The sequence below is a fragment of the Nocardia sp. NPDC003979 genome (assembly GCF_053605015.1).
This window is the reverse complement of the sequence record NZ_JBSGIJ010000026.1, coordinates 1-23,396: the sequence shown is the minus strand read 5'-3', so window position 1 is coordinate 23,396 and position 23,396 is coordinate 1. Positions and strand designations below refer to the sequence as shown.

Annotated in this window: 22 protein-coding genes and 1 pseudogene; 12 read left to right on the top strand and 11 right to left on the bottom strand. The window is 68.4% G+C overall.

Features of this window, described 5'->3' with window-relative positions; all coding sequences use genetic code 11:
* The first annotated feature begins 42 nt into the window (after window positions 1-42).
* The gene (locus ACWEVR_RS30905; protein WP_452469786.1) at window positions 43-438 is read left to right on the top strand and encodes a hypothetical protein; all 396 of its coding nucleotides are present in this window, start codon (window positions 43-45) and stop codon (window positions 436-438) included.
* Window positions 435-2,108 carry a hypothetical protein gene (locus tag ACWEVR_RS30900; protein ID WP_452469785.1) on the top strand — a complete coding sequence of 558 codons (1,674 nt, stop codon included), beginning with the start codon at window positions 435-437 and terminating at the stop codon, window positions 2,106-2,108. Before ACWEVR_RS30905 ends, ACWEVR_RS30900 begins: the two co-directional genes overlap by 4 nt.
* Before the next feature lie 57 nt (window positions 2,109-2,165).
* Here ACWEVR_RS30900 and ACWEVR_RS30895 read toward each other — a convergent pair whose 3' ends face one another.
* The 4 genes from ACWEVR_RS30895 to ACWEVR_RS30880 all read right to left on the bottom strand — a co-directional run bounded on the left by ACWEVR_RS30895 (window position 2,166) and on the right by ACWEVR_RS30880 (window position 5,063).
* Window positions 2,166-2,408, bottom strand: coding sequence for a hypothetical protein (locus ACWEVR_RS30895; RefSeq protein ID WP_067486687.1), 243 nt, complete (start codon window positions 2,406-2,408; stop codon window positions 2,166-2,168).
* A gap of 188 nt (window positions 2,409-2,596) precedes the next feature.
* Window positions 2,597-3,130, bottom strand: coding sequence for a DinB family protein (locus tag ACWEVR_RS30890; RefSeq protein ID WP_452469784.1), 534 nt, complete (start codon window positions 3,128-3,130; stop codon window positions 2,597-2,599).
* A gap of 68 nt (window positions 3,131-3,198) precedes the next feature.
* Window positions 3,199-4,398, bottom strand: coding sequence for a radical SAM family heme chaperone HemW (hemW, locus tag ACWEVR_RS30885; protein WP_452469818.1), 1,200 nt, complete (start codon window positions 4,396-4,398; stop codon window positions 3,199-3,201).
* 239 nt (window positions 4,399-4,637) lie between these two features.
* Window positions 4,638-5,063 (bottom strand): SgcJ/EcaC family oxidoreductase, encoded by a 426-nt coding sequence (locus ACWEVR_RS30880; protein WP_067642320.1) that lies wholly within the window; start codon window positions 5,061-5,063, stop codon window positions 4,638-4,640.
* Between the two features lie 431 nt (window positions 5,064-5,494).
* Between ACWEVR_RS30880 and ACWEVR_RS30875 the strand changes: the two genes are divergently transcribed.
* Genes ACWEVR_RS30875 through ACWEVR_RS30855 form a run of 5 tightly spaced genes read left to right on the top strand, consistent with a single transcriptional unit; the run spans window position 5,495 to window position 11,132 of the window.
* The gene (locus ACWEVR_RS30875) at window positions 5,495-7,288 is read left to right on the top strand and encodes a nitrite/sulfite reductase (RefSeq protein WP_452469783.1); all 1,794 of its coding nucleotides are present in this window, start codon (window positions 5,495-5,497) and stop codon (window positions 7,286-7,288) included.
* Window positions 7,289-7,308: 20 nt separating this feature from the next.
* A complete protein-coding gene (locus tag ACWEVR_RS30870) occupies window positions 7,309-8,028 on the top strand; it encodes a phosphoadenylyl-sulfate reductase (protein ID WP_067642387.1) in 720 nt (239 codons plus the stop codon).
* Entirely contained in the window at window positions 8,025-8,984 is a 960-nt protein-coding gene (gene cysD / locus ACWEVR_RS30865; RefSeq protein ID WP_424991830.1) for a sulfate adenylyltransferase subunit CysD, read from the top strand. The genes ACWEVR_RS30870 and cysD overlap by 4 nt, the downstream gene beginning before the upstream one ends.
* Window position 8,985: 1 nt before the next feature.
* Window positions 8,986-10,281 carry a sulfate adenylyltransferase subunit 1 gene (locus ACWEVR_RS30860; RefSeq protein WP_452469782.1) on the top strand — a complete coding sequence of 432 codons (1,296 nt, stop codon included), beginning with the start codon at window positions 8,986-8,988 and terminating at the stop codon, window positions 10,279-10,281.
* Window positions 10,281-11,132, top strand: coding sequence for a sirohydrochlorin chelatase (locus tag ACWEVR_RS30855; protein ID WP_452469781.1), 852 nt, complete (start codon window positions 10,281-10,283; stop codon window positions 11,130-11,132). The genes ACWEVR_RS30860 and ACWEVR_RS30855 overlap by 1 nt, the downstream gene beginning before the upstream one ends.
* 332 nt (window positions 11,133-11,464) lie before the next feature.
* Here the strand turns inward: ACWEVR_RS30855 and ACWEVR_RS30850 are convergent, their stop codons facing one another.
* Window positions 11,465-11,758, bottom strand: a complete 294-nt coding sequence (locus ACWEVR_RS30850; protein ID WP_452469780.1) for a hypothetical protein — start codon at window positions 11,756-11,758, stop codon at window positions 11,465-11,467.
* 66 nt (window positions 11,759-11,824) lie between these two features.
* Here ACWEVR_RS30850 and ACWEVR_RS30845 point away from each other — a divergent pair, with 66 nt between their 5' ends.
* The gene (locus ACWEVR_RS30845; RefSeq protein WP_452469779.1) at window positions 11,825-12,475 is read left to right on the top strand and encodes a hypothetical protein; all 651 of its coding nucleotides are present in this window, start codon (window positions 11,825-11,827) and stop codon (window positions 12,473-12,475) included.
* 54 nt (window positions 12,476-12,529) lie between these two features.
* On the opposite strand, the gene ACWEVR_RS30840 is transcribed toward ACWEVR_RS30845, so the two are convergent.
* Window positions 12,530-13,138 carry a TetR/AcrR family transcriptional regulator gene (locus tag ACWEVR_RS30840; protein ID WP_452469778.1) on the bottom strand — a complete coding sequence of 203 codons (609 nt, stop codon included), beginning with the start codon at window positions 13,136-13,138 and terminating at the stop codon, window positions 12,530-12,532.
* A 102-nt stretch (window positions 13,139-13,240) separates the two neighbouring features.
* Here ACWEVR_RS30840 and ACWEVR_RS30835 point away from each other — a divergent pair, with 102 nt between their 5' ends.
* Both ACWEVR_RS30835 and ACWEVR_RS30830 read left to right on the top strand, forming a co-directional pair.
* A complete protein-coding gene (locus tag ACWEVR_RS30835) occupies window positions 13,241-14,641 on the top strand; it encodes an MFS transporter (protein WP_452469777.1) in 1,401 nt (466 codons plus the stop codon).
* Window positions 14,642-14,694: 53 nt separating this feature from the next.
* The gene (locus ACWEVR_RS30830) at window positions 14,695-15,054 is read left to right on the top strand and encodes a hypothetical protein (protein WP_452469776.1); all 360 of its coding nucleotides are present in this window, start codon (window positions 14,695-14,697) and stop codon (window positions 15,052-15,054) included.
* Here ACWEVR_RS30830 and ACWEVR_RS30825 read toward each other — a convergent pair.
* Window positions 15,028-15,990: a helix-turn-helix transcriptional regulator gene (locus ACWEVR_RS30825; protein WP_452469775.1), complete on the bottom strand. Its 963-nt coding sequence runs from the start codon at window positions 15,988-15,990 to the stop codon at window positions 15,028-15,030. The two genes, ACWEVR_RS30830 and ACWEVR_RS30825, sit on opposite strands and share 27 nt — an antisense overlap.
* Before the next feature lie 92 nt (window positions 15,991-16,082).
* Here ACWEVR_RS30825 and ACWEVR_RS30820 point away from each other — a divergent pair, with 92 nt between their 5' ends.
* Window positions 16,083-16,505: a VOC family protein gene (locus ACWEVR_RS30820; protein WP_452469774.1), complete on the top strand. Its 423-nt coding sequence runs from the start codon at window positions 16,083-16,085 to the stop codon at window positions 16,503-16,505.
* Between the two features lie 2 nt (window positions 16,506-16,507).
* Here the strand turns inward: ACWEVR_RS30820 and ACWEVR_RS30815 are convergent, their stop codons facing one another.
* Both ACWEVR_RS30815 and ACWEVR_RS30810 read right to left on the bottom strand, forming a co-directional pair.
* On the bottom strand, window positions 16,508-17,302 hold the full coding sequence (locus ACWEVR_RS30815) for an HAD family hydrolase (protein WP_452469773.1): 795 nt from the start codon (window positions 17,300-17,302) through the stop codon (window positions 16,508-16,510).
* Window positions 17,303-18,105: 803 nt separating this feature from the next.
* Window positions 18,106-20,217 carry an Hsp70 family protein gene (locus ACWEVR_RS30810; protein WP_452469772.1) on the bottom strand — a complete coding sequence of 704 codons (2,112 nt, stop codon included), beginning with the start codon at window positions 20,215-20,217 and terminating at the stop codon, window positions 18,106-18,108.
* A 524-nt stretch (window positions 20,218-20,741) separates the two neighbouring features.
* On the opposite strand from ACWEVR_RS30810, the gene ACWEVR_RS30805 reads away from it, so the two are divergent.
* Window positions 20,742-21,503 (top strand): SDR family NAD(P)-dependent oxidoreductase, encoded by a 762-nt coding sequence (locus ACWEVR_RS30805; RefSeq protein ID WP_452469771.1) that lies wholly within the window; start codon window positions 20,742-20,744, stop codon window positions 21,501-21,503.
* Window positions 21,504-21,575: 72 nt separating this feature from the next.
* Here the strand turns inward: ACWEVR_RS30805 and ACWEVR_RS30800 are convergent, their stop codons facing one another.
* Complete coding sequence (locus ACWEVR_RS30800; RefSeq protein ID WP_452469770.1) at window positions 21,576-23,168, bottom strand: FAD-dependent oxidoreductase; 1,593 nt, start codon at window positions 23,166-23,168, stop codon at window positions 21,576-21,578.
* Window positions 23,169-23,180: 12 nt separating this feature from the next.
* Window positions 23,181-23,396, bottom strand: a pseudogene (locus ACWEVR_RS30795) (diiron oxygenase); the annotation flags it as partial.

The following is a 23,396-nucleotide window of genomic DNA, read 5'->3' as shown; positions in this document are numbered from 1 at the left end:
CAGGCTCTTTACCAGCGCTTTTCCGGGGCGGGAGGATTTGCGATGCGATTCGGTGACGAGTGGGGTGCGAGTGACTCTGCGGTCGTGGTGCGTCCGGAGGAATTCGGCGGGATCGATCGGGCGTGTGTGATGTTTCTCGAGGTAGTCGAGAGCGTCTCGCTGCTCGCCCGGCAGATCCGTGCGCAGACGCACTGGGGTCTGGGCGAAGGTGACTGGCGGCTGATCTCCGGGCCCGCGCTGGTTGGCCGGTTCCGGGAGACGGCGGAGGCGGTGGCTGCCGCGATGGAGACGCACCGCCGGATCGTCGGTGATATCCGCGAGGCGCATCGGTTCGCGCGGGACCGGCTGGTGGCGGTCGACGAAGAGTGGGCGCTGCGCTTGGCCGACGCGGAAGCCGCCCTGGGGACGCGTGATCCGTTCGCGGTCGGTGCCCGATGATGCCGGGCGGTGGTGAGAACGTCCACCACTGGCGGCATCGAGAGATCACCGAGGCGTTCTCATCCCTCGATGTCACCGATGCTGTTGCACAGGCGGACGCGTTCCAGGCGTTGGCGCGGTGTTGGGAAGAGGGGCTGGATGCCTTCGATCGTGCGATCAGCGTGGGGCTGCCGGCGGCCTGGTCGGGTGTCGGAGCGGAGGCTGCGATGTCTTCTGTCCGGCGATACCTCGACCAGGCACGAGAACTCCTCTCCGCTGTCCATCCCGTCCCCGCTCTGGTCCAAGCGGCGGCCGATGCGGTCGTCGCGACCAAGTACGCGATTCCCGAGCTCATCGAGGAGTCCGCTGCGCCGGTGTGGTCCACCGATCCGGGTGGGATGCGGGAGGCCGGCATCCGGGAAGAAGAGGCGAGAGCGGCCGTGCGTGATCGCTACATCCGGCCCTTCGGCGAGGTCCTCAGCCGAATCCCTTTGATACCGCAGCCAATTCATTCCTACGCAACTGCTGGCAACGGCGGTTCTCTTGGCAACGACCTGTCCGCGCCCTTGCTGGCCGACGTAGTCCCGGGTGCCGAGCATTACCGACCCATCGGGACCGATCCCGCCAGAGCCGCGAACGTGCTGGGAGCATGCGACGAAACATGGTGGCTTGCAGCGTCTTCGGGTCGCGATGTGGATCGGCCTGCAGTTACCGGCGCGGTGGCCAGCTCCCCCGCTGACCTGCCGGGTACTGGCACAAGGCGATTCGACGCGAACCTCGACAGCGCGAGCGGAGCTGTGACGGGTATCCGCATCGGAGCCGGTGGCGAAGGAACAGCAGGCGCAGTGGACGTCGGCGCGGCGAAGGTCGATGTGATGCGCTGTGAATCCCCAGGGTCGAACGCTGATGGGCCACAACAATCCGACGATGCAGAGCGGGGACGTAACCGCAGCGAGGGCGGTGTGACGAGTGCTCGCGGTGCGGAGGCGGCTGGGCCGTCGACAGGACCGGCAATGTCGAGTGCGGGATTTCGAGGGGAGGCGAGGAATGGAAGCGCAACAACTGCGGGTGCGGGAGCGAGAACGAACGCCGCGGAGGGTTTCACGCAACGGGTCGACAGTGCACTGGCAACTCGGTCGGGTGGTGGCGGGCCTATGGAAAGCAGCGGCAACCACCACGGCGGTGCCCCGAACTCCAGCAGCGGGCAACGCGGGGCAGGCCAGGCGAACACCGCGACTGACAGCCCCGGTGCTGCGGCACGGAACACATTCGCGGACCGCATCGCGCTTGCAGATGTGGCGTTGTCCGCAAACGATGCCCTGACAGGCAACGCGGTCGCCGCAGACAACGCCCCGGCAGACAACGCACTCCGGGCGAACAACGCCCCGACGGGCAACGTACTAGCGGCGGATAAGGCCCTGGCAGGAAAGGCGCCGACGGCCGGCGATGCGGGAGTCGAGACGAGGGCGTCCGGCGCGGGGCAGGGGCAGGTGGCCGCGCGGTGGTTCCACTGCGTCGCCCTGGCGCCGGGTGGGCCTGGCGCAGAGGAGCACGCTCGTGGGGTGCCGGAGTATTTGATTACCTCGGCCAATACCGAGGTGTTGCTCGGTCGACCGGCGCCGACCATTACCGATGGGGTGATCGGTGGGGCGCGGGATGACGGGCACGGGTCCGCGGCGCGGGGGTGTTGATGTCCACGAGTGGAGGGGTCGGATCACGGTCGCCCGGGGTGGGCGACCGTGAGCCGATCAGATGCGGCGGGCGGCGCCGACGCGGGCGGGTGAGTGGGCGGCGCCCACTTCTTTGCCCGCGAGGGCATCCAGGCCGAGCATGGCCAACAGTGACACGCAATCTTCGGCATCGTTGGAATGCGAAGCGACCGTCCGCGCGGCGACCGCGCACTGACGAGCGTTCTCCGCCTTCTCAGCAGAGCGCGCTTCAGCGAACTCGCTCTGCTCGTGGACGAGGGTGATGTGCCGTTCGGTGGACATATAGCTCCCTAGGTTTCGACCCGAAGCCTACGCCCCCAATCGTTATCTTCGGCCCCGAACCCACCGAAGAATCGCTTCGGATACCCCGGTGGCAGACCATCGCCGGAGGGTGTGCATCAGGCCACATCATCCCGATGACCGGGGGATCATCGAAGCCGCGGTGAGCTCGACCACGCCGCGAAAAGACGTCACGAAACGGCATCGCGTGCCGCGCGTTGCAACCGCAGCTGTCCGATCTCGGCCACGTTTTTCATCAGTTCGGCATCGACCCAGCCGACCAGATGCGCGACCGTCAGGCCGGCGTCGGCAGGCCATGGATAACCGGAGGGGAGGTCGAAGTCCGCGTCGTCGAGTTCGCTCAGCGTGTCGAGCCACTCCTGCCGTAGGCGGCGGAGCCACTCGATGGTGCTGTCGCCGGGTCCCGGCCAGGCGATATCCGTCCGGTCACGTGGTGCTCGCTGCCGCAGGTGATCGGTGGCCACGCTCCACCACCACCCGATGTGCCAGGTGAGCCAGCCGATCGTCGGTACCGGAATCGGATCGGGCTCGGTGTCCGCCCAGTCCGCGACCCACCCGCCCGCGGGAGCTTCGCGCATCGTCCAGCACAGCGCGCTCGGCTCCCACAGGAAGTCCTCCTCGTGCAGCCGCTCGAGGTGATACTCGAACAACGACCAGACGAGATCGAACTGCCACCGCAGCAACTCACTTCGTGACGTGGACACGGGCCGGATCGTGCCACGACACCCGCGAACGAGCGAACGAATTCTCGACGAAAGAGCGTTGGTGGCGCTCAGCCGAGGAGATCGCGGACGATGCCGTCGGCCAGCAGCCGCCCACGATCGGTGAGGACGAGGTGCTCGTCGACGACCTGGGCCAATCCGTCGGCGAGAACACGGTCGAGGGCGGGCCGGGCGGAGGGGGCGAGGTCGGCGAGGGGAAGGCCGGTGCGCAGGCGAACGGTGAGCATGAGGTGTTCGGTGTAGCGCTCGTCGTCGGTGAGGGCTTCCCAGCCCGCGGCGGGCAGACCACCGAGGCCGACGCGGTCGGCGTAGCGGGCGGGGTGCTTCACGTTCCACCAGCGCACACCACCCACGTGGCTGTGCGCGCCGGGACCCGCACCGAGCCAGTCACCACCGGCCCAGTAACCGAGGTTGTGCCTGCAGCGCGCGGAATCGTTCGCGGCCCAATTGGATACCTCGTACCAGCCGAGCCCGGCCTCGGCCAGGCGGGCATCGATGCGCTCGTAGCGGGCGGCGAGCACATCGTCGTCGGGTGCGGGCAGTTCACCACGGCGGACCTTGCGCGCCAGCGCGGTTCCGTCTTCCACGATCAGGGAGTAGGCGGACACATGATCCACACCGGCGGCCAGCACCGCGTCCAGGCTCGCATCCAGATCGGCGTCGGTCTCGCCGGGTGTGCCGTAGATGAGGTCGAGATTCACGTGCTCGAATCCGGCGGCGCGCGCTTCCTTCGCCGCGGCAACCGCCCGGCCCGGCGTATGGGTGCGGTCGAGCACCTTCAGGACGTGCGCCGCGGCCGACTGCATGCCGAGCGAGATCCGGGTGTATCCCGCCGCGCGGAGGCGGTCGAAGAACTCCGGCGAGGTCGATTCCGGGTTGGATTCGGTCGTCACTTCGGCATCGGTGGCGAGGGTGAAGTTCGCGCGCACCGCGTCGAGCACCGAGGCGAGCCCGTCTCCGCCGAGCAGCGACGGTGTTCCGCCGCCGACGAAGATCGTCGAGACCTCGGGGGTCGCGCTCGGCAGCGCACCGAACTCGGTCGCCGCGGTGGCGAGCTCGCCGCGCAACGCCTCGAGCCACGACTGCGGCGACGCCGAGGTGCCGAGCTCCCCCGCCGTGTAGGTGTTGAAGTCGCAATATCCGCAGCGTGTGGCACAGAAGGGAACATGCACGTACACGCCGAACGCGCCGCCCCCGAAGTCGCGCAGCGCGGGGCGCTCGGCGTCGGCCGGTGTCGCCCCGGGAGCCACGGGAGTTGCGCTGGTAGTCACCCCTACAGTCTGCCGGGCCTCGGCGAACTGGCGCGTCCGGCCCCGGCACCGGTCGTCGCGCCCGCGCTTCGCCACGCGGGACCCAACCGGACTCGGCACCGCGCGGGCCGCTCGACCGACCGAGTGACCCGTGGCCCAGCTATGCGCCTGTCGCCGAAAAGTCCGAACACTGCCCGGACGCCGGTTTCGGCGACGGGCAGCGCACGAAGGCTTGGCGGTCAGTCCACCACGGGGGTGTTCTGGTTGGCCGTGAGCACCCAGACCCCGTCTTCCTTGGTCATCACGTACATGGGCGTGCCCTGCCCGGACAGCTCGCCATCCAGCGTGAAGTAACTCTGCCGGATCTTCACCGCGGCCACGTCGGGTCGCAGGAACAGCACGTGCTCGATCTCGTAGGTCGCCTTGCCATGGGTGGTCGCGCCGGGCAGCACCTGGGCGGTGAACTCGGCGATGGCCGCGCGGCCGAACAGCCGCTTGCCGTGCCCCGTGGTCCAGATCGCGTCCTCGCGGAAGACGGAGACGAACTCCTCGATCAGTTCGTTGTCCTGCGCGTGCGCGATGGTCCCGACGACGGCGCGAATGGCCGCGAGTTCGGTGTCGAGATCGGCGGGGATCCGGCCCGCTACGGTGACGTCGTTGCTCATGCGGACACTGTGCGCCCTCAACGGCGGTTGAGGTCAACCGCTGTGGCGCCCGACACAGCTATGCCATCGGGCGAATCGCCGGTAACTTCCCGCGCCCGAACTATGACCCCTGTCACAGAACGGTACGGTCGTCCAGGCGATTTCCCCCAAAAGTGCGGGAAATATCTCCTTGCGGTCGGAACGACCCCCCTGACATGGCACAATAGGTGCATGCACGCAACTGGAGTACGACTCGTGGCTCGTCGCCACGTCGACTTCCAGCGTGTTTGCAGCGCCTGTTGTCGGCCCGGTTTCCACCGGTAGCGCAGCGGCGTCCGCCCGGGAATCTCCCGGTGCCTTCGACTTTCATCGGCCCGCTGACCACCTGACGCGAGCCAGCCCCTCGCGCCTTCAGCACGGATGTTCACCCACCCCCGCAGGAGCGACCCCACATGACGTCGAGCACCGACGCCGGTTCGACCGAACAGTCGACGGCGCAGGCCCGTCCCGAGCGCCCGGTCACCGAGCGCCGCGTCCGGCCCGACCGCCCGCGCCCCGAAGGCGCGGTCGCGCCGCGCGAGCGCACCGGCAAGCCGGTCCGCCGCCGCTCCGAAGGCCAGTGGGCCCTCGGGTACCGCGAACCGCTCAACCCGAACGAGCAGTCCAAGAAGGACGACAACCCGCTCAATGTGCGGGCCAGGATCGAGAACATCTACGCCAAGGGCGGCTTCGACTCGATCGACAAAGCCGACCTGCGTGGCCGTTTCCGCTGGTGGGGTCTCTACACCCAGCGTGAAGAGGGCTACGACGGCACCTGGACCGACGACGACAACATCGACCTGCTCGAAGCCAAGTACTTCATGATGCGCGTGCGCTGCGACGGTGGCGCGCTCAATGCCGCCCAGCTGCGCACCATCGGCCAGATCTCCACCGAGTTCGGTCGCGACACCGCCGACCTGTCGGACCGCGAGAACGTCCAGTACCACTGGATCGAGGTCGAGAACGTCCCGGAGATCTGGCGGCGGCTGGAGTCGGTCGGCCTGCACACCACCGAGGCGTGCGGCGACTGCCCGCGCGTGATCCTCGGTTCGCCGCTGGCCGGTGAGTCGCTCGACGAGATCATCGACCCCACGCCCGCGATCGACGAGATCGTCAAGCGCTACATCGGGAAGAAGGAGTACTCCAACCTTCCTCGCAAGTTCAAGACCGCGATCTCGGGTCAGCAGGACGTGGTGCACGAGATCAACGACGTCGCGTTCGTCGGCGTGAACCACCCCGAGCACGGGCCGGGCCTGGACCTGTGGGTCGGAGGCGGCCTGTCGACCAACCCGATGCTGGCCAAGCGGGTCGGCGCGTGGGTGCCGCTCGACGAGGTTCCCGACGTCTGGGAAGCCGTGGTGTCGCTGTTCCGCGACTACGGTTACCGTCGCCTGCGCACCAAGGCGCGCCTGAAGTTCCTCATCAAGGACTGGGGCATCGAAAAGTTCCGCCAGGTCCTCGAGGACGAGTACCTGAAGCGCAAGCTGGTCGACGGTCCCGCCCCGGAGCAGCCCGCCAAGCCGATCGACCACGTGGGCGTGCAGAAGCTGCGCAACGGCCTCAATGCCGTCGGCTTCTCCCCCATCGCCGGTCGCGTCTCGGGCACCATCCTGAGCAAGGTCGCCGACGCCGCCGAGAAGTACGGATCGGACCGCATCCGGTTCACCCCGTACCAGAAGCTCATCGTCCTCGACATCGCCGACGACCAGGTCGACGCCCTGATCCATGAACTGGAACCGCTCGGCCTGCAGGCACGTCCCTCGGTCTGGCGGCGAAACCTGCTCGCGTGCAGCGGCATCGAGTTCTGCAAGCTGTCGTTCGTCGAGACCCGCAAGCGCTCGCAGGTGCTCGCCCCCGAGCTCGAGCAGCGCCTGGCCGACATCAACGCGCAGCTCGACGTGCCGATCACCATCAACATCAACGGCTGCCCGAACTCCTGCGGCCGGTCCCAGATCGCCGATATCGGCTTCAAGGGCCAGCTCGTCGACGACGGCAACGGGAATCAGGTCGAGGGCTTCCAGGTTCACCTGGGTGGCAGCCTCGGCCTGGACAGCGGGTTCGGCCGCAAGCTGCGTCAGCACAAGGTGACCAGTGTCGAGCTCGGCGACTACATCGAGCGAGTCGTGCGCAACTTCGTCAAGAACCGCGAAGACGGTGAACGCTTCGCGGTGTGGGCGGTTCGCGCCGACGAGGCCGACCTCCGTTAGTGGATGAGGAGATCTCAACTGTGACAACGAATCTCGCCGCCAAGCTGTCCGAAGACGAACTGCGCGCGCTCGCCGAGCAGGGCGCGGCCGAACTCGGCCCCGACGCCTCGGCCGCCGACCTGATCGCCTGGACCGACCGCACTTTCGGCAACAACTACATCGTCGCCTCCAACATGCAGGACGGCGTGCTGGTGCACCTGGCCGCGCAGACCCGCCCGGGCGTCGACGTGCTGTTCCTCGACACCGGCTACCACTTCGCCGAGACCATCGGCACCCGTGACGCGGTCGAGGCCGTGTACGGGGTGAACGTGATCAACGTGCGCCCCGAGCACAGCGTCGCCGAACAGGACGAGCTGCTCGGCAAGGACCTGTTCGCCCGCGACGCCGCCGAATGCTGCCGGTTGCGCAAGGTGGTCCCGCTGAAGAAGTCCCTCGCGGGCTACAACGCGTGGGTCACCGGCATTCGCCGCGTGGAGGCGCCCACCCGCGCCAACGCACCGCTGATCTCCTTCGACGAAGCCTTCGGCCTGGTGAAGATCAACCCGATCGCACCGTGGTCCGACGACGAGATGCAGGCCTACATCGAGGCCAACGGCATCCTCGTCAATCCCCTGGTGGAGGAGGGTTACCCGTCCATCGGCTGCGCGCCGTGCACGCGCAAGCCCGAGCCGGGGTCCGATCCGCGCAGCGGCCGCTGGGCCGGACTGGCCAAGACCGAATGCGGATTGCACCAATCATGACCGTCACCACCTCTGGGAGTGAGCCTGTGAGTACCCACACCACCGAACGCGACCTCGGCCTGACCGAGTTCGACACCCTCGCGGCGCTGGAATCCGAGGCGATCCACATTTTCCGTGAGGTCGCGGGCGAGTTCGAGCGGCCGGTGATCCTGTTCTCCGGCGGCAAGGACTCCACGGTGCTGCTGCACCTGGCGCTCAAGGCCTTCTGGCCCGCGCCGCTGCCGTTCGCGCTGCTGCACGTCGACACCGGGCACAACCTCGACGAGGTGCTCGAGTTCCGCGACAAGGTGGTGGAGAAGTACGGCCTGCGCCTGCACGTGGCCTCGGTCGAGGAGTACCTGGCCGACGGTCGCCTCACCGAGCGCCCCGACGGCATCCGCAACCCGCTGCAGACCGTTCCGCTGCTCGACGCCATCACCGAACACCGCTTCGACGCGGTGTTCGGCGGTGGCCGTCGCGACGAGGAGCGTTCGCGCGCCAAGGAGCGGATCTTCTCGCTGCGCAACGCCTTCGGCCAGTGGGATCCGAAGCGGCAGCGTCCCGAGCTGTGGAACCTCTACAACGGCAAGCACGCGCCGGGCGAGCACGTGCGCGTGTTCCCGCTGAGCAACTGGACCGAGCTCGACATCTGGCGCTACATCGCCCGCGAGGACATCGACCTGGCCTCGATCTACTACGCCCACGAGCGCCCGGTGTACCAGCGCGACGGCATGTGGATGACCCCCGGCGTGTGGGGCGGCCCGAACGAGAACGAGGTCCTCGAGACCCGCTCCGTGCGCTACCGCACCGTCGGTGACGGTTCGACCACCGGCGCCATCATCTCCGACGCCGCCGACAACGAGGCCATCCTGGCCGAGGTCGCCGCGTCCCGGCTGACCGAGCGTGGCGCCACCCGTGGCGACGACCGCGTCTCCGAAGCCGCCATGGAAGACCGCAAGCGAGAGGGTTATTTCTGATATGTCCGACCTATTGAGGCTGGCCACCGCCGGTTCTGTCGACGACGGCAAGTCCACTCTGGTCGGACGGCTGCTCTATGACACCAAGTCCGTGCTGGCCGATCAGATCGACGCCGTCACTCGCGCCTCCGTCGACAAGGGTCTGTCGACTCCCGACCTGTCGCTGCTGGTCGACGGTCTGCGTGCCGAGCGCGAGCAGGGCATCACCATCGACGTGGCGTACCGCTACTTCGCCACGCCCAAGCGCTCGTTCGTGCTCGCCGACACTCCCGGCCACGTGCAGTACACCCGCAACACCGTGTCGGGCGCGTCCACCGCGCAGCTGGTGATCCTGCTGACCGACGCGCGCAAGGGTGTCATCGAGCAGACCCGTCGCCATGCCGCTGTGCTGGCGCTGCTCGGGGTGCCGAAGCTGGTGCTCGCGGTGAACAAGATCGACCTGGTCGACAATCCGGCCGAGGTGTTCGCCGAGATCTCCGCGGAGTTCAACGCGCTCACCTCGAAGCTGGGCTGGGCCGACGAGGACGTCCTCGAGATCCCGGTGTCGGCGCTGCACGGCGACAATATCGCCAGCCGCTCCGAGAACACCCCGTACTACGACGGTCCCTCGCTGATCGAGCACCTGGAATCGGTTCCGGTGGATGCGGATTCGACGGGCACGCACGCACTGGGGCTGCGGTTCCCGGTGCAGTACGTGATCCGTCCGCGCACCGCCGAGTACCCCGATTACCGCGGGTACGCCGGTCAGATCGCGGCCGGTTCGGTGTCGCCCGGCGACGAGATCGTGGTGCTGCCCTCGGGCATCCGCACCACCGTCGAGCGCATCGACACCCCCGACGGTGAGCTGGCCGTCGCCCAGGCTGGGCGCAGTGTGACGCTGATCCTGGCCGACGAGGTCGACATCTCGCGTGGCGACATCATCGCCTCGGTCGCCGACGCCCCGGAGGCGATCGACACCTTCGACGCCACCGTCTGCTGGCTCGGCGACAAGCCGCTGCGTCCCGGCGCGCGACTGCTGCTCAAGCACGGCGCCAAGACCACGCAGGCGATCGTCGGCGCGCTGGTGGAGCGGTTCGACGAGCAGACGCTCACCGCGCAGCCGAGCCCGGAGACGTTGGAGCTCAACGACATCGGACGGGTGTCGCTGCGGCTGGCCGAGCCGATCCCGGCCGACGACTACCGCACCAACCGGCACACCGGTTCGTTCCTGCTGATCGATCCCGCCGGTGGCAATACCCTCGCGGCCGGCCTGGTCGGCGATGTGCTGACCTCGGTCGAGGTCGGTACCACGGTCTGATGACACGCTCGCTCGTCCCGTCGCGCGGTGCCGTTCTTCCGGTGCCGCGCGGCGGAGGCGGGCCCGCACTGATCGCGGTGGCCCACGGCAGCCGTGATCCGCGTTCGGCGACGACGATGGCGGCGGTGGTCGCCTCGGTCGCCGCATCCCGACCGGACCTGACGGTCCGGTTGGCCTTTCTCGACCTCAGCGCGCCCTCGCTCGACCAGGTCGTCGACGAGCTCGCCGCGCTCGGGCATCGCGAGGTGATCGTTGTTCCGTTGTTGCTCGGCAACGCTTTTCACGCGCGAGTCGACCTGCCCGCCCTCCTGGCGGAGTCCGCGAACAGGCATCCGCTGGTCCGCCTGACCCAGACCGAGGTGCTCGGCGCGGATTCGCGATTGATCGCGGCGCTTGCCGACCGGGTCGCCGGGGTGTCGGTGGGTTTACCTGTGCCAGAGCCTGTTTCGATGCACCTCCGGACGACCCCGACAGTTCCTCCGCGCGAAAGTGGCCGTGCCACCGTGGGGGTCGCGGTTGCCGCCGTCGGATCTCGCGACGAATCGGCGAATCGCCGGACCGCCGCCGTTGCTCGACGACTTGCGGTGATGACCGGTCTTCGCACCGAAATGTGCTTTGCCACAGTCGAACCCAGCATCAATGTCGCGGTCGACCGGTTACATGCGCGCGGCGTCGAACAGGTCATCGTCGCGCCGTGGTTCCTCGCCCCGGGGCTACTCACCGACCGCCTGCTCCATCACGCGCCGCGCCTCGTACACGCCGATGTCATCGGCCCGCACCCCGCGCTCACCGAGGTGATCTGGTCCCGCTACGACGCGGCGATCGCGACAGACCTCGAACTCTCCGCCTGACGAATCCCGCCGGCGCATCGCCGAGGAGCTGGTCGCGCCCGATTTCCGCGCCGATCTTCAGCGCACAGCATCCGCAGACACTTCCGGGCGACTTTCCTACGCATACCTCGCGCCCTTGACGCCTCGCCTGCATCTCCGAAATGCTCCCGAAGCTGGCTGCGCTAGTGCGCCAGATCACACCCTCGTTCCTTTACTGTATACCCCTGGGGGGTATAAATTCGTGTCAACGCACTAGGGATCAGAGAGGCAAGACAATGACCATCAACTCCCACACCGCCCACAACACGAACGCCCTCGACACCACTCCCGAAAGCGCTGCGGCACAGCACACCTCACACCTCGGTGCGCACGGCGAACACGCCGCCCACAGCGCCCACGGCCATGCCGAACACCACACTCAGGCGCAGCAGGAATCGCACGCAGGACACGGGAACAGCGCACACGCGGCGCAGGCAGCCCATGCGGATCACGTCGGCCACGCAGCACCCGGCGGCCGCGACAGCCAGAACGCGCACGGGGACCACGCCGCGCACGGTGCGCATTCCGGTCATGGTGCTCATGGCACCGGCGACGCAGTCGCAGCACCGCAGGGGAATCATGCCGGTCACGGTGACCACGGTGCGCACGCTGCCGGACTCCCTGGCGGGCTGCAGATCACCCAGGACGGGTACACGCTCGATCTGGAGACCGCCGTGGCTCAGCCGGGTGTGATCGACTTCCGGTTCCGGATTCTCGGGCCCGACGGGTCGGCGGTGACCGAGTTCGATCCCGTCCACGATCGCGAACTACACCTGATCGTGGCGCGGCGTGAGCTGACCGGGTTCTGGCATGTGCATCCGCGCCGGGAGGCCGACGGCACCTGGACGATCCAGCTGGAACTGCCGGAGGCGGGCGCCTACCGGGTGTTCACCGATATCGCGCCGCGCGCTCTCGGCCGCACCATCACTCTCGGAGCCGACCTGGCCATCGCCGGTCACTATGCGCCACAGCAGGTTCCGGCGGTGAATCGCAGCACTGAGGTCGACGGGTACACCGTGACCGTCGACGGCGAATTGCGCGCCGGGGGCGATCTGCTCACCCTCACGGTGCGCAAGGATGGTGCGCCGGTCACCGATCTGCAGCCCTACCTGGCGGCTTTCGGTCACCTGGTGATCCTGCGGGCGGGCGACCTCGCCTACGTCCACGTGCACCCCAACGGCGAACCCGGCGACGGCATCACGCCTTCCGGGCCCGAAATTTCCTTCCACACAGCCGTTCCCGGCCTCGGCACCTACCGCTTGTTCCTGGATTTCCAGCACGGCGACGTGGTCCGCACCGCGGCTTTCACCCTCACAGCCGAATAACCGACCCCGCGAGCGGCGCCTCCACCCCACGGTGGTGGCGCCGTCGGCATTTCCTCACCGCTGCGTCAGCAGACGGGCGGTGATGGTCCGCGCGGCGGCCAAACGGGTCGAATCACCGAGCTGGCGGGCGATATTAGCGGCGCTGACCAGCGCGTCGAGCTCGAAAACCAGCTGATCAGGATCGGTTATCGCCAGATCGCCGTCTTCCTGAGCCTTGCGAACCTCGGTCGTCAACAGGCCGAGCCACTCCTCTCGATCGGCCACGATCGCATCGTGCACGGCGCCCTGCTTGCTACTGAACTCGGTCACTGTCGCGACCCGGAAACAGCCACCAGGGAACGGTGGATCAGCGATGTGGTCGAACCATCGATCGATCAGTGTCCTGACCCGGTCGATGCCGCGCGGCTCCCGCAGGCTCGGCGCGATCACCCGCTCGACGAACACGTCGCGGGCGGCTTGCACGGCCGCGAGCTGGAGCGCCTCCTTGGTGCCGAACAGCGTGGCGATTCCGCTCTTGCTGATACCGAGATCCGCGGCGAGCATGCCGATGCTCAGGCCGTCGAGACCTTCGACAGAGGCCAATTCGGCCGCGCGGCGCGCGATCGTGGCACGCGCACGGGCCCCCTTCGCCAGTCGCTGATCGCCGGGCTCGAGCTGGGTCATAGCTGCCATTGTCCCACCCGCGCTTGCTCGTACGAACGATCGGTCGTACTTTATTTACGAACGATCGTACGTTCTTATTTCTCTCCCCGAAGGGGCCCTCTCATGACCGACGTGTCAGCTCAGCCCGAGCATCCGCGGACCACTCCCGATACCCGTGCCGCGACGCGCACCCTGGCCGTTGCCGTAGGCGCGGCGTTCATCGCCTTCATAGATCTGTCCGTGGTGAACATCGCCTTCCCGACCATCGCATCCAGTTACCCCGACACCCCGGCCGGCACGCTGACCTGGATCGTCAGCGGCTATGCGATCGCCTTCGCCGCCCTGCTCACCCCTGCGGGACGACTCGCCGACAACCTCGGACGGCGGCGGATGTTCGCGTTTTCACTGGCGGGTTTCGCCGTCACGTCTGTGCTGTGCGGGCTCGCGCCGAGTGCGGGCTGGCTCATCGCTGGACGCCTGCTGCAGGGCTTGACAGCGGCATTCATGGTTCCCTCGGCGCTCGCGCTCGTCCTGGTCGCCACCCCGAGGGAGAAGGTCGGCGCCGCCATCGCCGCCTGGACGACCGCGGGCGGATTCGCCGCGGTGATCGGTCCGGCGATCGGCGGCGCGCTGGTGGAGACCCTCGGCTGGCGTGCGGTCTTCCTGGTCAACGTACCGGTCGCGATGGCATTGATCGTGCCTGCCCTGCGCCTGCCCATCGACGAGCCGCGCGCCGACACGGCCCTGCCCGACCCGCTCGGCATTGTCGCGATCGCGCTCGGTCTCGGCGCGGTCGTCGCCGCGATCACCGAGGGGCAAACCTGGGGCTGGACCGCACCGGGCACGCTCGTCGCGTTGATCGGCGGCGCCGCCCTCGTGGGATTCGCGCTGGTTCGCTCGCTGCGCCACCCCGCGCCCGCGGTGGCCGTCGACCTCTGGCGAAACCGCCGATTCGCCCTCGCCAACGCCGGATCGATGCTGTTCGGCGCGACGATGTTCGCTTGGCTACTCGCGGGACCCTTGTTCCTCGACGCGATGTGGGGGTACTCGGTCCTCGAATCTGCGGCTGCGCTCACCGTCGGCGCGAGCGCGTCCATGGTCACCTCGGTGATCGTCGGCCGGATCACCGCGGCGTCGGCGCAGCGGTGGGCCGCGGTGCTCGGTGCGCTGATGTACTCGGCCGCGCTCGCCTGGATGAGCACCGACGCTTTCGGCCCGGACACCGCACTGTGGTCGGCGTGGGTGCCCGCCGGGCTGCTCGGCGGCGGCGGCATCGGCATCGTGGTCACCGTGCTCGGTACCGCTGCGGCGAGTTCGGTTCCTCCACAACAGTTCGCGGCAGGCATCGGCATGAACGTGACCGCTCGTCAGGTGGGTGGCGCGGTCGGTGTCGCCGTACTCGCCGCGGTCTTCACCGCCGTTCCCGGTGACGCGGTGCGCGCCTTCCATACAGTCTTCGCCATCGGCGCGGCGATCGGCCTGGCCGTCGCACTGCTCCTCCTCGTGCCGTCGAATCAGAACTAGGAGGCGGACGACAGCCTTGACATCAACCACGCTCGAGGTTTCACGATGACCTCATGAGCATCCTGTTTCACAACACCATGCGGATCACCGAGGGACACACCGAGGAGTTCGGCGAGGCGGTGCGGCGCGCCGTGGCCTTCGTCCGAGAGCACGGACCGCAGCTGATGGTGCAGGTTTTTCTCGATGCCGAGGCCGGGCTGGCGCACAGCTTCCAGCTCTATCCGGACTCGGAAGCGGTTCTCGCGCACTGGCAGATGTCGGACCCCTACATCCAGGACGTGATGGCGCACTGCACCATCGAGTCGTTCGAGACCTTCGGGGAGATGTCGGACGCGGTGCTCGAGGGATTGCGGTCGGGGCCGGTCGGGGTGGTGACCGTGCGGCCGCTATTGACCGGGTTCACCAGGTTGTGAACTGTTGGCGCGCACCAGTTCCGCGCCGATAGCCACCAATTCGGCTTTCACCTCGGCGGGGCCGAGCACCTCCACGTCGCCCGCCCAGCCCGCGAGCTGGCGGGCGACCATCTTGGGGGTGTCGGCGGTGATCTCGGCCAGCACCCGGCCGTCGCCGGTGCTGCCGACCAGGGTGCAGTTGCGGCCCTGCTGATCGGCGAGGATGGGAGCCAGGCGCTCGGACACCGCCACCCGGGCGGCGACGGCCGAGCGGCGCTGCTCCATCCGGTCGACCACCCGGGACCACTCGGCGTGCAGGTCGAAGTCGGCCGGTCGCTCGGCGGCTACGTCGAGGACGGTCACGGCGCCGATGCGGTCGAGACGGAAGGTGCGCTGCCCTCGCTCGGTGCCGGCGAGCAGGTACCAGATCGTTTCCTTCTCGACCAGGCCCCACGGGTCGACGGTGCGCATCGTGGCCTGGCCCGCCCGCGCGTATTCGATGCGGACACGTCGTTGATCGACCACGGCACGCTGCAACATGTCGAGGACGGCGGGTGGTTGCGGGTCGGGCCTTCCCCAGCGTGCCGGGTCGACGACCACCGCGTCGGCGGCTGCCGCGGCATCGGCACGGAAGGTCTGCGGCAAGGCCCTGACCAGTTTGCGCAAGGCGGACTTCACCTCGGGAGCCGCCGCGGCCGCCGGGCCCGCGAGCAGGAACAGCGCCCTGGTCTCCCCCGCCGTGAGTCCGGACAGGTCGGTGCGCGCGCCACCGATCAGCGACCATCCACCTCCCCGTCCGGCTTGCGGATACACCGGAATGCCCGCCGCCGAGAGAGCCTCGAGGTCGCGGCGAGCCGTCGCCACCGACACCTCGAGTTCGGCGGCGACCTCGGCCGCCGTCACCCGGCCGCGCGCCTGCATGAACAACAGGGTCGCTACCAATCGGTCCGCTCGCATACCCACGATTCTGCCGAAGAAAGTGCTCATTCGGTGAGCACTTTGCCTGGCAGAGTTCAGGGAAACACCAGAACATCGACCCAGGAGCAGACATGTTGCGCGGAATGGCCACCACCACGTACTACGCCGACGACCTCACCGCCGCCAAGGACTGGTACACCGAATTCCTCGGCCTCGCACCGTATTACGAGGTTCCGGGCGGCTACTACGAGTTCCGGCTCGGCCCGGGGCAGGACGAACTCGGCATCATCAACCGGGCCTACGCACCGGCCGGCGCCCGCAATGCCCCCGGTGGCGGCGGAATCGTGTACTGGCACGTCGACGATCTCGCCGCCACCCTCACCCGGCTGCTCGAACTCGGCGCCACCGAATACGAACCGATCACCGAACACGGCGACGGAGCGGGTTTCGTGACGGCGTCGGTCCTCGATCCCTTCGGCAACGTCCTCGGCATCATGTACAACCCGCATTTCGTGGCGATGACGGCCGCGCGGGCGGCGGCGCTGAGTTCCTGAGCTCAGAACCAGCGCTCGAGGACGGTGGCGACACCGTCCTCGGTGACGTGACCGGTGACTTCGTCGGCCATGGCGAGCACGTCGTCGGGTGAGCCCGTCATGGCGACCGAATGTGCCGCCCAGCGCAGCATTTCGCGATCGTTGAAGCCGTCGCCGATGGCGAGAGTCGCCGAGGCGTCCACGCCGAGAGCGCACCGGAGGCGTTCCAGCGCCCAGCCCTTCGACACGCCACGACGTGAAACGGTGAGCCACGGCCCGAATTCACCGTGGACCCAGGAGGTCTCGGGCACCACGAGGCTGTCGAGCTGGCGCACCATCTCCGCGACGTCGCCGCCGGGCCACCATCCGTTGAGCCGGGGTGTGGGTTCGCTGCTGAGCATGTGGTGGTCGACGAGCTGGAAATCGCCGATCGAGTACTCCCCCGGACTGTGGCCCGTCGCCCAGATGCCGACGCCGACCCGCTCGGCGGCGAAGATCATCTCGGGAAACAGCGCTCGCAACGCGCCGACGGCGGGTGCCGGGTCGAACAGTTCCACCGCGACGGGTTCCCCACGTGCCACGTCGATCTGCACCGCACCGTTGGAACACAGCGCGTGCCCCTCGATGAGCCCGAGTTCGCGCAACACCGGCCGAGTGGTGAGCACGGTCCGCCCGGTCGTCACCACCACATGCGACCCCGCGGCCACCGCCGCCCGCACCGCCGCGACCACCCGCCCGCTGATGGGGCAACCGGACTCCAGCAAAGTCCCGTCGATATCGAGCGCGATCAGTTTCGGCGCTCCCCCGAGTGCAGCCATCCACCCATTCTGCCCCGCCGCCACCCCGATCCACCCAGGAATTCACCGCCCTTGACGCACCCGTGCTCCAGCCAGCGCAGCCGAATCCCGTGTACCCCTGGGCCTCTCAGCGGCCGGGGTGCGCGACCAACGTTAGATCCGGCAGCACCTAGCGGAACCCGGACACAGATCCATGCCGCGTCGGATCACCTGGGTGCTCGGTCCAGCAGATTTCCCGATAGGGCCGCAGGTGTCGGTGTGCGGCGACAGGTGCGAATGGTCTCCGAGCACCACCTTGCAGCCCAGGGACTTTCAATCGGTGGCCACACAGACCGAGAATGGTCCGCCGCCGGTCGATGCCTGCCGCCGCCCGACGTAATGCCTGCCGCCGCCCGACGTAATGCCTGCCGCCGTCGATGTCTGCCGCCGCTCGACGAAAAGCCGGCCGCCCCTCGGCGTCCACCGCCGCCCGACAAAATGCGCTCCGCCGGCTCGGCAACTACCGCCCCCCCGACGAAAGCCGGCCGCCGCTGAGCATCTGCCACCGCCCGACGAAAAGCCCCGCCACCGCTCGGCGTCTGCCGCCACCCGACAAAATGCACTCCGCCAGCTCGGCATCTGCCGCCCAACGAAAGGGCCCGCCACCGCTCGGCATCTGCCGCCACCCGACAAAATGCAGTCCGTCGCTCGGCATCTGCCGTCGCCCGACGAAAGGCGCACCGCCGCTGAGCATCTGCCGCCGCTCGACGAAATGCTTGCCCACACCCGACGAAATGCCTATCGCCGCTGAGCATCTGCCGCCGCCCGACGTACTGTCTTCGACCTCAGCGGCGCGAACCGCCGCCGCCTCCACCGCCGTCGCCGCCGGACGAGCCACCGGAGTCGCTGCCGCCGGAGGTACCGCCGGAAGTCGAACCGCCCGAGGTACCCCCCGAGGTCGAACCGCCCGACGTGCCACCCGAAGTCGAACCGCCCGACGTACCACCCGAGGTCGAGCCACCGGATGTTGTGGAGCCACCGGACGTTCCACCCGAGGTGGACCCGCCGGAGCTGCTGTCGCCGGACGTGTCCCCGGAGCCGGCGCCGCCGGAGTCACCACCAGAGGCGCCGCCCGTGGAACCGCCAGCGTCCGAACCGCCGGAGGTCCCACCCGATGTTCCGCCGGCAGTCCCACCCGACGCGCCACCGGATGTCCCGCCGGAGACGCCGCCCGACGTTCCGCCGGTCGTGCCGCCGGTCGACGCGCCCGAATCGGTTCCGCCGGTACCACCCGGGTAACCGCCGGACGTGCCTCCGGATGGGATGCCGCCGGTACCGCCGGGGTTGTACGGGTTGTCGGAAGTCCCCGCACCGCTGCCTATTCCGTCGGACACGCCGATATCGATGCCACCTGTGGCGGGAGGCGAGGTGTCGGGAGCACCGGTGCCGGGCGCGGGGAGGGAGGTATCCCCGGGAAGGGTCGGGGCTCCGGCGGCGGGAATTCCGGAATTGGGCGATCCCGGCGAGGGGACACCGGCGATCGGGCCGGGGTCGGTGATGGGACCGGGGTTGGTGATGGGCCCGGGGCCGGGGTTGGTCGGCGACTCGGCGGAAGGCTTGTCGAACGGCAGCGGGTTGACGAAGTGGGCGGGGTCGCCGTAGGACGTGCGAGCCAGAACTGGGGAACGGCAGTCGCCGCCGGCCCGGAACCGTTCGCCACCCTCGGAATCCGCCTGCGATGCCCCACGTTCGGGTGCCCCCGACGCCGCACCGACGATCATCTCGTACGCGGTGCGCGCGGCCGCGCTGACGACGCGCACCTTGCCGGTGACCGGGTCGATCGTGTTGACCAGTCCCGTGGTCTGGGCGGCGAGCAGGTCGGCGCTCATGTCGTAGAGCAGGGCGTCGGCGGGGACGCCGAGGGCGGGGAACCGTTCGAGGACGGGGGTCAGGCCGGGATCGAACGGGCTGCCGAACACCGTCATCGCCGACATCGCGAGCGCGGAAACCACGGCGGCGCTGGAGAAGACGGCCACGTGCGGCGCCGAGTTGCCGCTCTGCTGGGCCGGTGCGAAGGTGCGGGCGGCCAGGGCGGCCGCGCCCGCCGCGACGACTTGACCCGGATCGGCCACGGTCACCAGCGGGACGCCGAGCTCGGCGAGGGTGCGCGCCACCTCCGGCGGCCGCGTGGCCCCGCCGACGAGCAGGATGCGCGAGATGTCGGCCAGCCGCAGACCCGCGGCGGCAACGGTTTTGCTCACCAGCGGGAAGGTGTCGCGAATGTGTTCGGCGCGCAGGCTGTCGGTGTTCACCATCGAGGTGAGTGTCGCCGTGGCGCGGCCGTTGCGTGACTCGACGGCATACCGGGCGACCATCTCGCCCAGCGGCTTTCCGCCGAAGTCGGTGGACCGCACGGGTGTGCCGACCATCGGGTGGTGCGGCCAGTCGGGACCGACGCGCAGCACGGTGAGGTCGAGGCTGTTGGCGCCCAGGTCGTAGACGAGTACGAATCCCGGTGCGAGCGGCCCGTGTTCGACTTCGAGCCATTCGCCGGCGGCCACCGGTTCGGGCGCGAGCAGCACCTGACCGGCACCCGCCAGGTGTAATGCCTGACCGAGCAGGGCGACCTGCTTCTCGGTGTAGGTGGCCGGGTAGGTGAGCACCACCCCGGCGGCCGGCTCGGCCAGTTCGATGAGCCCCGTGGCAACGGCGGCGATCAGGTTGGTGGCGGAGTAGAAACGCCCCGCGATCACCATCGGCTCCGGTTCGCGGCTCAGGTCCGCGAAATCCGTGATCGCCGAGGCGAATTCGTTGATCGCGCCGATGCGGGGGCGGCCCGCTTCGTCGAATGTGAGGGCGGTACGGCGTGCGCGTACCGTCGGCTTGGCCGGATCCTCGGCGACAACCGCCGAAATCGCATTGACCGTGCCGATGCTCAAACCCAGACCTCTGGTCATTGTTTTGCTATCCCGTCAACGCACCGTGACCACGTCCAGCACGCGAGCGCACTCATGTGGCCGCGGTCGTCTTCCAAACAGCTCGCCTAGATTAACGGCAACATGGCCGAATTGCTGTGAGATTGATACCCGACACTCCACCTCGGATGCAAGAGGGCGCATATTCGCAGGTAGAGCCCCATGAGGTCGACCGTCCAGTCCCCTGAACGTCCGCGCGAGCGCTTACAGACTCCGAGAAGCAGCTACCCGGGAGTAATCGTCCGAAGTCGAGCAAAAATACATTCTTTCGGTTTGTTATCACGGCTGCGACAGTAATTACCGACCGGTAATCAATTCATTTACTGCGGGTTCGCATACACGTGCCGGAAAAACCAAAAGCTCGATTTGTATAACCCCCGGAAAGCGTGACATGTCAACGCAACGGCCGAAACCCGCCAGCACGCACCGCTGCCCGACGGTTGACTCGAAGTCCGGGAGGCCGATCCACCGGGCTCCGAAACATCAAGGGAGAGAAGGTACTACGCATGTCCACTCGTTTCGCCGACCAGGTCGTCCTCGTCACCGGCGCCAGCTCCGGCGTCGGCAAGGCGGTGGCGCTGCGGGTCGCGGCCGAGGGTGCGGCCGTCGTACTCGGCGCCCGGGGCAAGGACCAGGGCGAGCAGGTCGCCGAGCAGATCCGGGCCGAGGGCGGGCGCGCGCTGTTCGTGCCGACCGACGTCACCGTCGACGCCGATGTCGAGCGGCTCACCCAGGCCGCGCTCACCGAGTACGGCAGGCTCGACGCCGCGTTCAACAACGCGGGCGCGGTGAACGCCTTCGGACCCGTCGCCGAGATCGGCGACGATGCCTGGCGCGCCGACCTGGAGCTGAACCTCACCGGCGTGTTCTACGGCTTGCGGCACCAGGTGCCCGCGATCATCGCCTCCGGCGGAGGCGCCATCCTGAACAACGCCTCCAACCTCGGCGTGGTCGGGATGGCCTCGGTGGCGCCCTATGTGGCGGCCAAGCACGGCGTGGTCGGGCTGACGAAGTCGGTGGCGCTGGAAACCGCGGCTGCCGGTGTGCGCGTGAACGCGCTGGTCTCCGGCGCGGTCGACACCCCGGCGTTCCGCGCGTCGATGGGCGCCACTCCCGAGGGAGAGGCGGCGATCGCGGCGATGCACCCGATCGGGCGTATCGCGCAGCCCGCCGAGATCGCGGCGCTGTGCGCGTTCCTGCTCAGCGCCGAGGCATCGTTCGTCACGGGCGCCGCGGTGACCGTCGACGGTGGTTTCACCGCACAGTGAGCACCACTCGGTGAGAACGACGAAGGCCCGCTACACCGCGCAGTCGGTGTAGCGGGCCCTTCGGCTGTTCGATCAGCCGCGAGCGAGCAGGCGCTTGATGCCGCCACTCGCCGCGCGCGGTGCGGCGGCCCCACCGGCCACCGCTTGCGGACGACGCGAACGCACCAGCTTGTCGAATTCACTCGCAGCACGCGCCGGATCAGGCAGCGCGCCCCGGTTGAAGTCGTCGGCGAGCTGCTGCACGGTTTCCTGTGCACAGGACTTGTTGGTGCCGATGAACCCGGTGGGACCACGCTTGATCCAGCCGGTCACATACGTTCCCGGCACGACATCGCCACCGGGGGCGTCGAGCACCCGGCCTGCCTCGTTCGGGATCACGCCGCGCGCGTCGTCGAACGGCAGGTCCTTGGTCGGCACGCCACGGTAGCCCACCGAGGTGAGCACGACGCCCGCTTCCAGGAGTTCGGTGTCGCCGGTCGGCACCGCGCTGGTGCGACCTTCGGCGTCGGTGACCAGCTCGTTGCGCTCGACCCGCACGCCGGTCACCGTCTCGGCGCCGAGGATCTCCACGGGCGAGGACAGGTACCGGAACACGATGCGCTTGCGGTCACCGAACGGGCGTTGCGCCACGCTGTGCAGCAGACGCAGCTTCTGCTCCACCTTGTAGGGCAGCTCCGGGGTCACCGGCGGCAGCTCGCCCTCGATCGCGATGTCGATATCGGCGGCCAGCAGGCCGACGAACTCGGGCACCGTGAACGCCGACTCGGCCGGACCGCGGCGGCCGAGCACGACCACCTCTTCGATCTTGCTCTCGCGCAACGCCTTCAGGGCGTAGGGCGCGATGTCGGTATCGGCGAGGGTGGCCGGGTCGACGGTCAGGATGCGGGCCACGTCGAGGGCGACGTTGCCGTTGCCGACGATCACGACGCGCTTCTGGTTCAGATCGAACCGATCCTCCGCGTGGTCGGGATGACCGTTGTACCAGGCGACGAAGTCGGTGGCCGACACGTTGCCGGGCAGCCCCTCACCGGGGATGTTCAGCTTGCGATCCGCCGACGCGCCGACCGCGTAGATCACCGCGTGGAAGTGCTCGAGCAGTTCGGCGTGGCTGATGTGCGTGCCGATCTCGACATCGAGGTAGGTGCCGAAGTCGTCCTGCTTCGACATCACGTCGAACAGGTCGGCGACCTTGCGGGTGCGCTTGTGGTCGGGCGCGACACCGAGCCGGGCCAGGCCGTAGGCCTGCGGCAACCGGTCGAACATGGTCACCGCCACCCGGGGCTGGGTGAGCAGCTCGTCGGCGGCGTACATCGCCGACGGACCCGACCCGACGATCGCCACCCGCAGCGGCGAGCGCTCGGTGTCGATGGCGGGCGGCATCACCGGTGCGGCCAGCGTGGGACGTGAGCGCTGCACGCGGTAGAAGTCGGCGTTGATCTCGATGAAGGGCTTCTGCTCTTCGGTGAGTTTCTTCGAGGAGGTGATCGCGTCGACCGGGCACGCGGTGGCACAGGCGCCGCAGTCCACACACGCGGCCGGGTCGACGTAGAGCATCTCCGCCGTACGGAAGTCCGGCTCATCCGGAGTCGGATGAATGCAGTTCACCGGGCATGCGTAGACGCACGAGGCGTCGCTACAGCACGACTGGGTTACAACGTAGGGCATCTATTTATCGTCTCAGGCAGCGTGCTTCGCGGAGCGCTTGGGCTCGGAACGGTAGCGGCTCGACGGACCATCGATGCCGAGCAGCTTCCAGACCTTCTTGGCGATCGGGTTCATCAGACCGATCTCCTCGGCCAGGGCGCGCACGTCGACGTAGTAGTCGGCGAAGGTCTGTTTGGCCTCCTTGGAGCCGTAGAACAGTTCCTTGCGGACCGCCGTGGGCATCTCGAA

Excerpts from the sequence above, each read along its gene's own strand:
- ACWEVR_RS30905 (WP_452469786.1), top strand. The coding sequence starts at position 43 with ATGCGATTCGGTGACGAGTGGGGTGCGAGTGACTCTGCGGTCGTGGTG.
- ACWEVR_RS30900 (WP_452469785.1), top strand. The coding sequence starts at position 435 with ATGATGCCGGGCGGTGGTGAGAACGTCCACCACTGGCGGCATCGAGAG.
- ACWEVR_RS30895 (WP_067486687.1), bottom strand. The coding sequence starts at position 2,408 with ATGTCCACCGAACGGCACATCACCCTCGTCCACGAGCAGAGCGAGTTC.
- ACWEVR_RS30880 (WP_067642320.1), bottom strand. The coding sequence starts at position 5,063 with ATGAGCAACGACGTCACCGTAGCGGGCCGGATCCCCGCCGATCTCGAC.
- ACWEVR_RS30875 (WP_452469783.1), top strand. The coding sequence starts at position 5,495 with ATGACGTCGAGCACCGACGCCGGTTCGACCGAACAGTCGACGGCGCAG.
- cysD (WP_424991830.1), top strand. The coding sequence starts at position 8,025 with ATGACCGTCACCACCTCTGGGAGTGAGCCTGTGAGTACCCACACCACC.
- ACWEVR_RS30860 (WP_452469782.1), top strand. The coding sequence starts at position 8,986 with ATGTCCGACCTATTGAGGCTGGCCACCGCCGGTTCTGTCGACGACGGC.
- ACWEVR_RS30855 (WP_452469781.1), top strand. The coding sequence starts at position 10,281 with ATGACACGCTCGCTCGTCCCGTCGCGCGGTGCCGTTCTTCCGGTGCCG.
- ACWEVR_RS30840 (WP_452469778.1), bottom strand. The coding sequence starts at position 13,138 with ATGACCCAGCTCGAGCCCGGCGATCAGCGACTGGCGAAGGGGGCCCGT.
- ACWEVR_RS30835 (WP_452469777.1), top strand. The coding sequence starts at position 13,241 with ATGACCGACGTGTCAGCTCAGCCCGAGCATCCGCGGACCACTCCCGAT.
- ACWEVR_RS30830 (WP_452469776.1), top strand. The coding sequence starts at position 14,695 with ATGAGCATCCTGTTTCACAACACCATGCGGATCACCGAGGGACACACC.
- ACWEVR_RS30825 (WP_452469775.1), bottom strand. The coding sequence starts at position 15,990 with ATGCGAGCGGACCGATTGGTAGCGACCCTGTTGTTCATGCAGGCGCGC.
- ACWEVR_RS30820 (WP_452469774.1), top strand. The coding sequence starts at position 16,083 with ATGTTGCGCGGAATGGCCACCACCACGTACTACGCCGACGACCTCACC.
- ACWEVR_RS30815 (WP_452469773.1), bottom strand. The coding sequence starts at position 17,302 with ATGGCTGCACTCGGGGGAGCGCCGAAACTGATCGCGCTCGATATCGAC.
- ACWEVR_RS30810 (WP_452469772.1), bottom strand. The coding sequence starts at position 20,217 with ATGACCAGAGGTCTGGGTTTGAGCATCGGCACGGTCAATGCGATTTCG.
- ACWEVR_RS30805 (WP_452469771.1), top strand. The coding sequence starts at position 20,742 with ATGTCCACTCGTTTCGCCGACCAGGTCGTCCTCGTCACCGGCGCCAGC.
- ACWEVR_RS30800 (WP_452469770.1), bottom strand. The coding sequence starts at position 23,168 with ATGCCCTACGTTGTAACCCAGTCGTGCTGTAGCGACGCCTCGTGCGTC.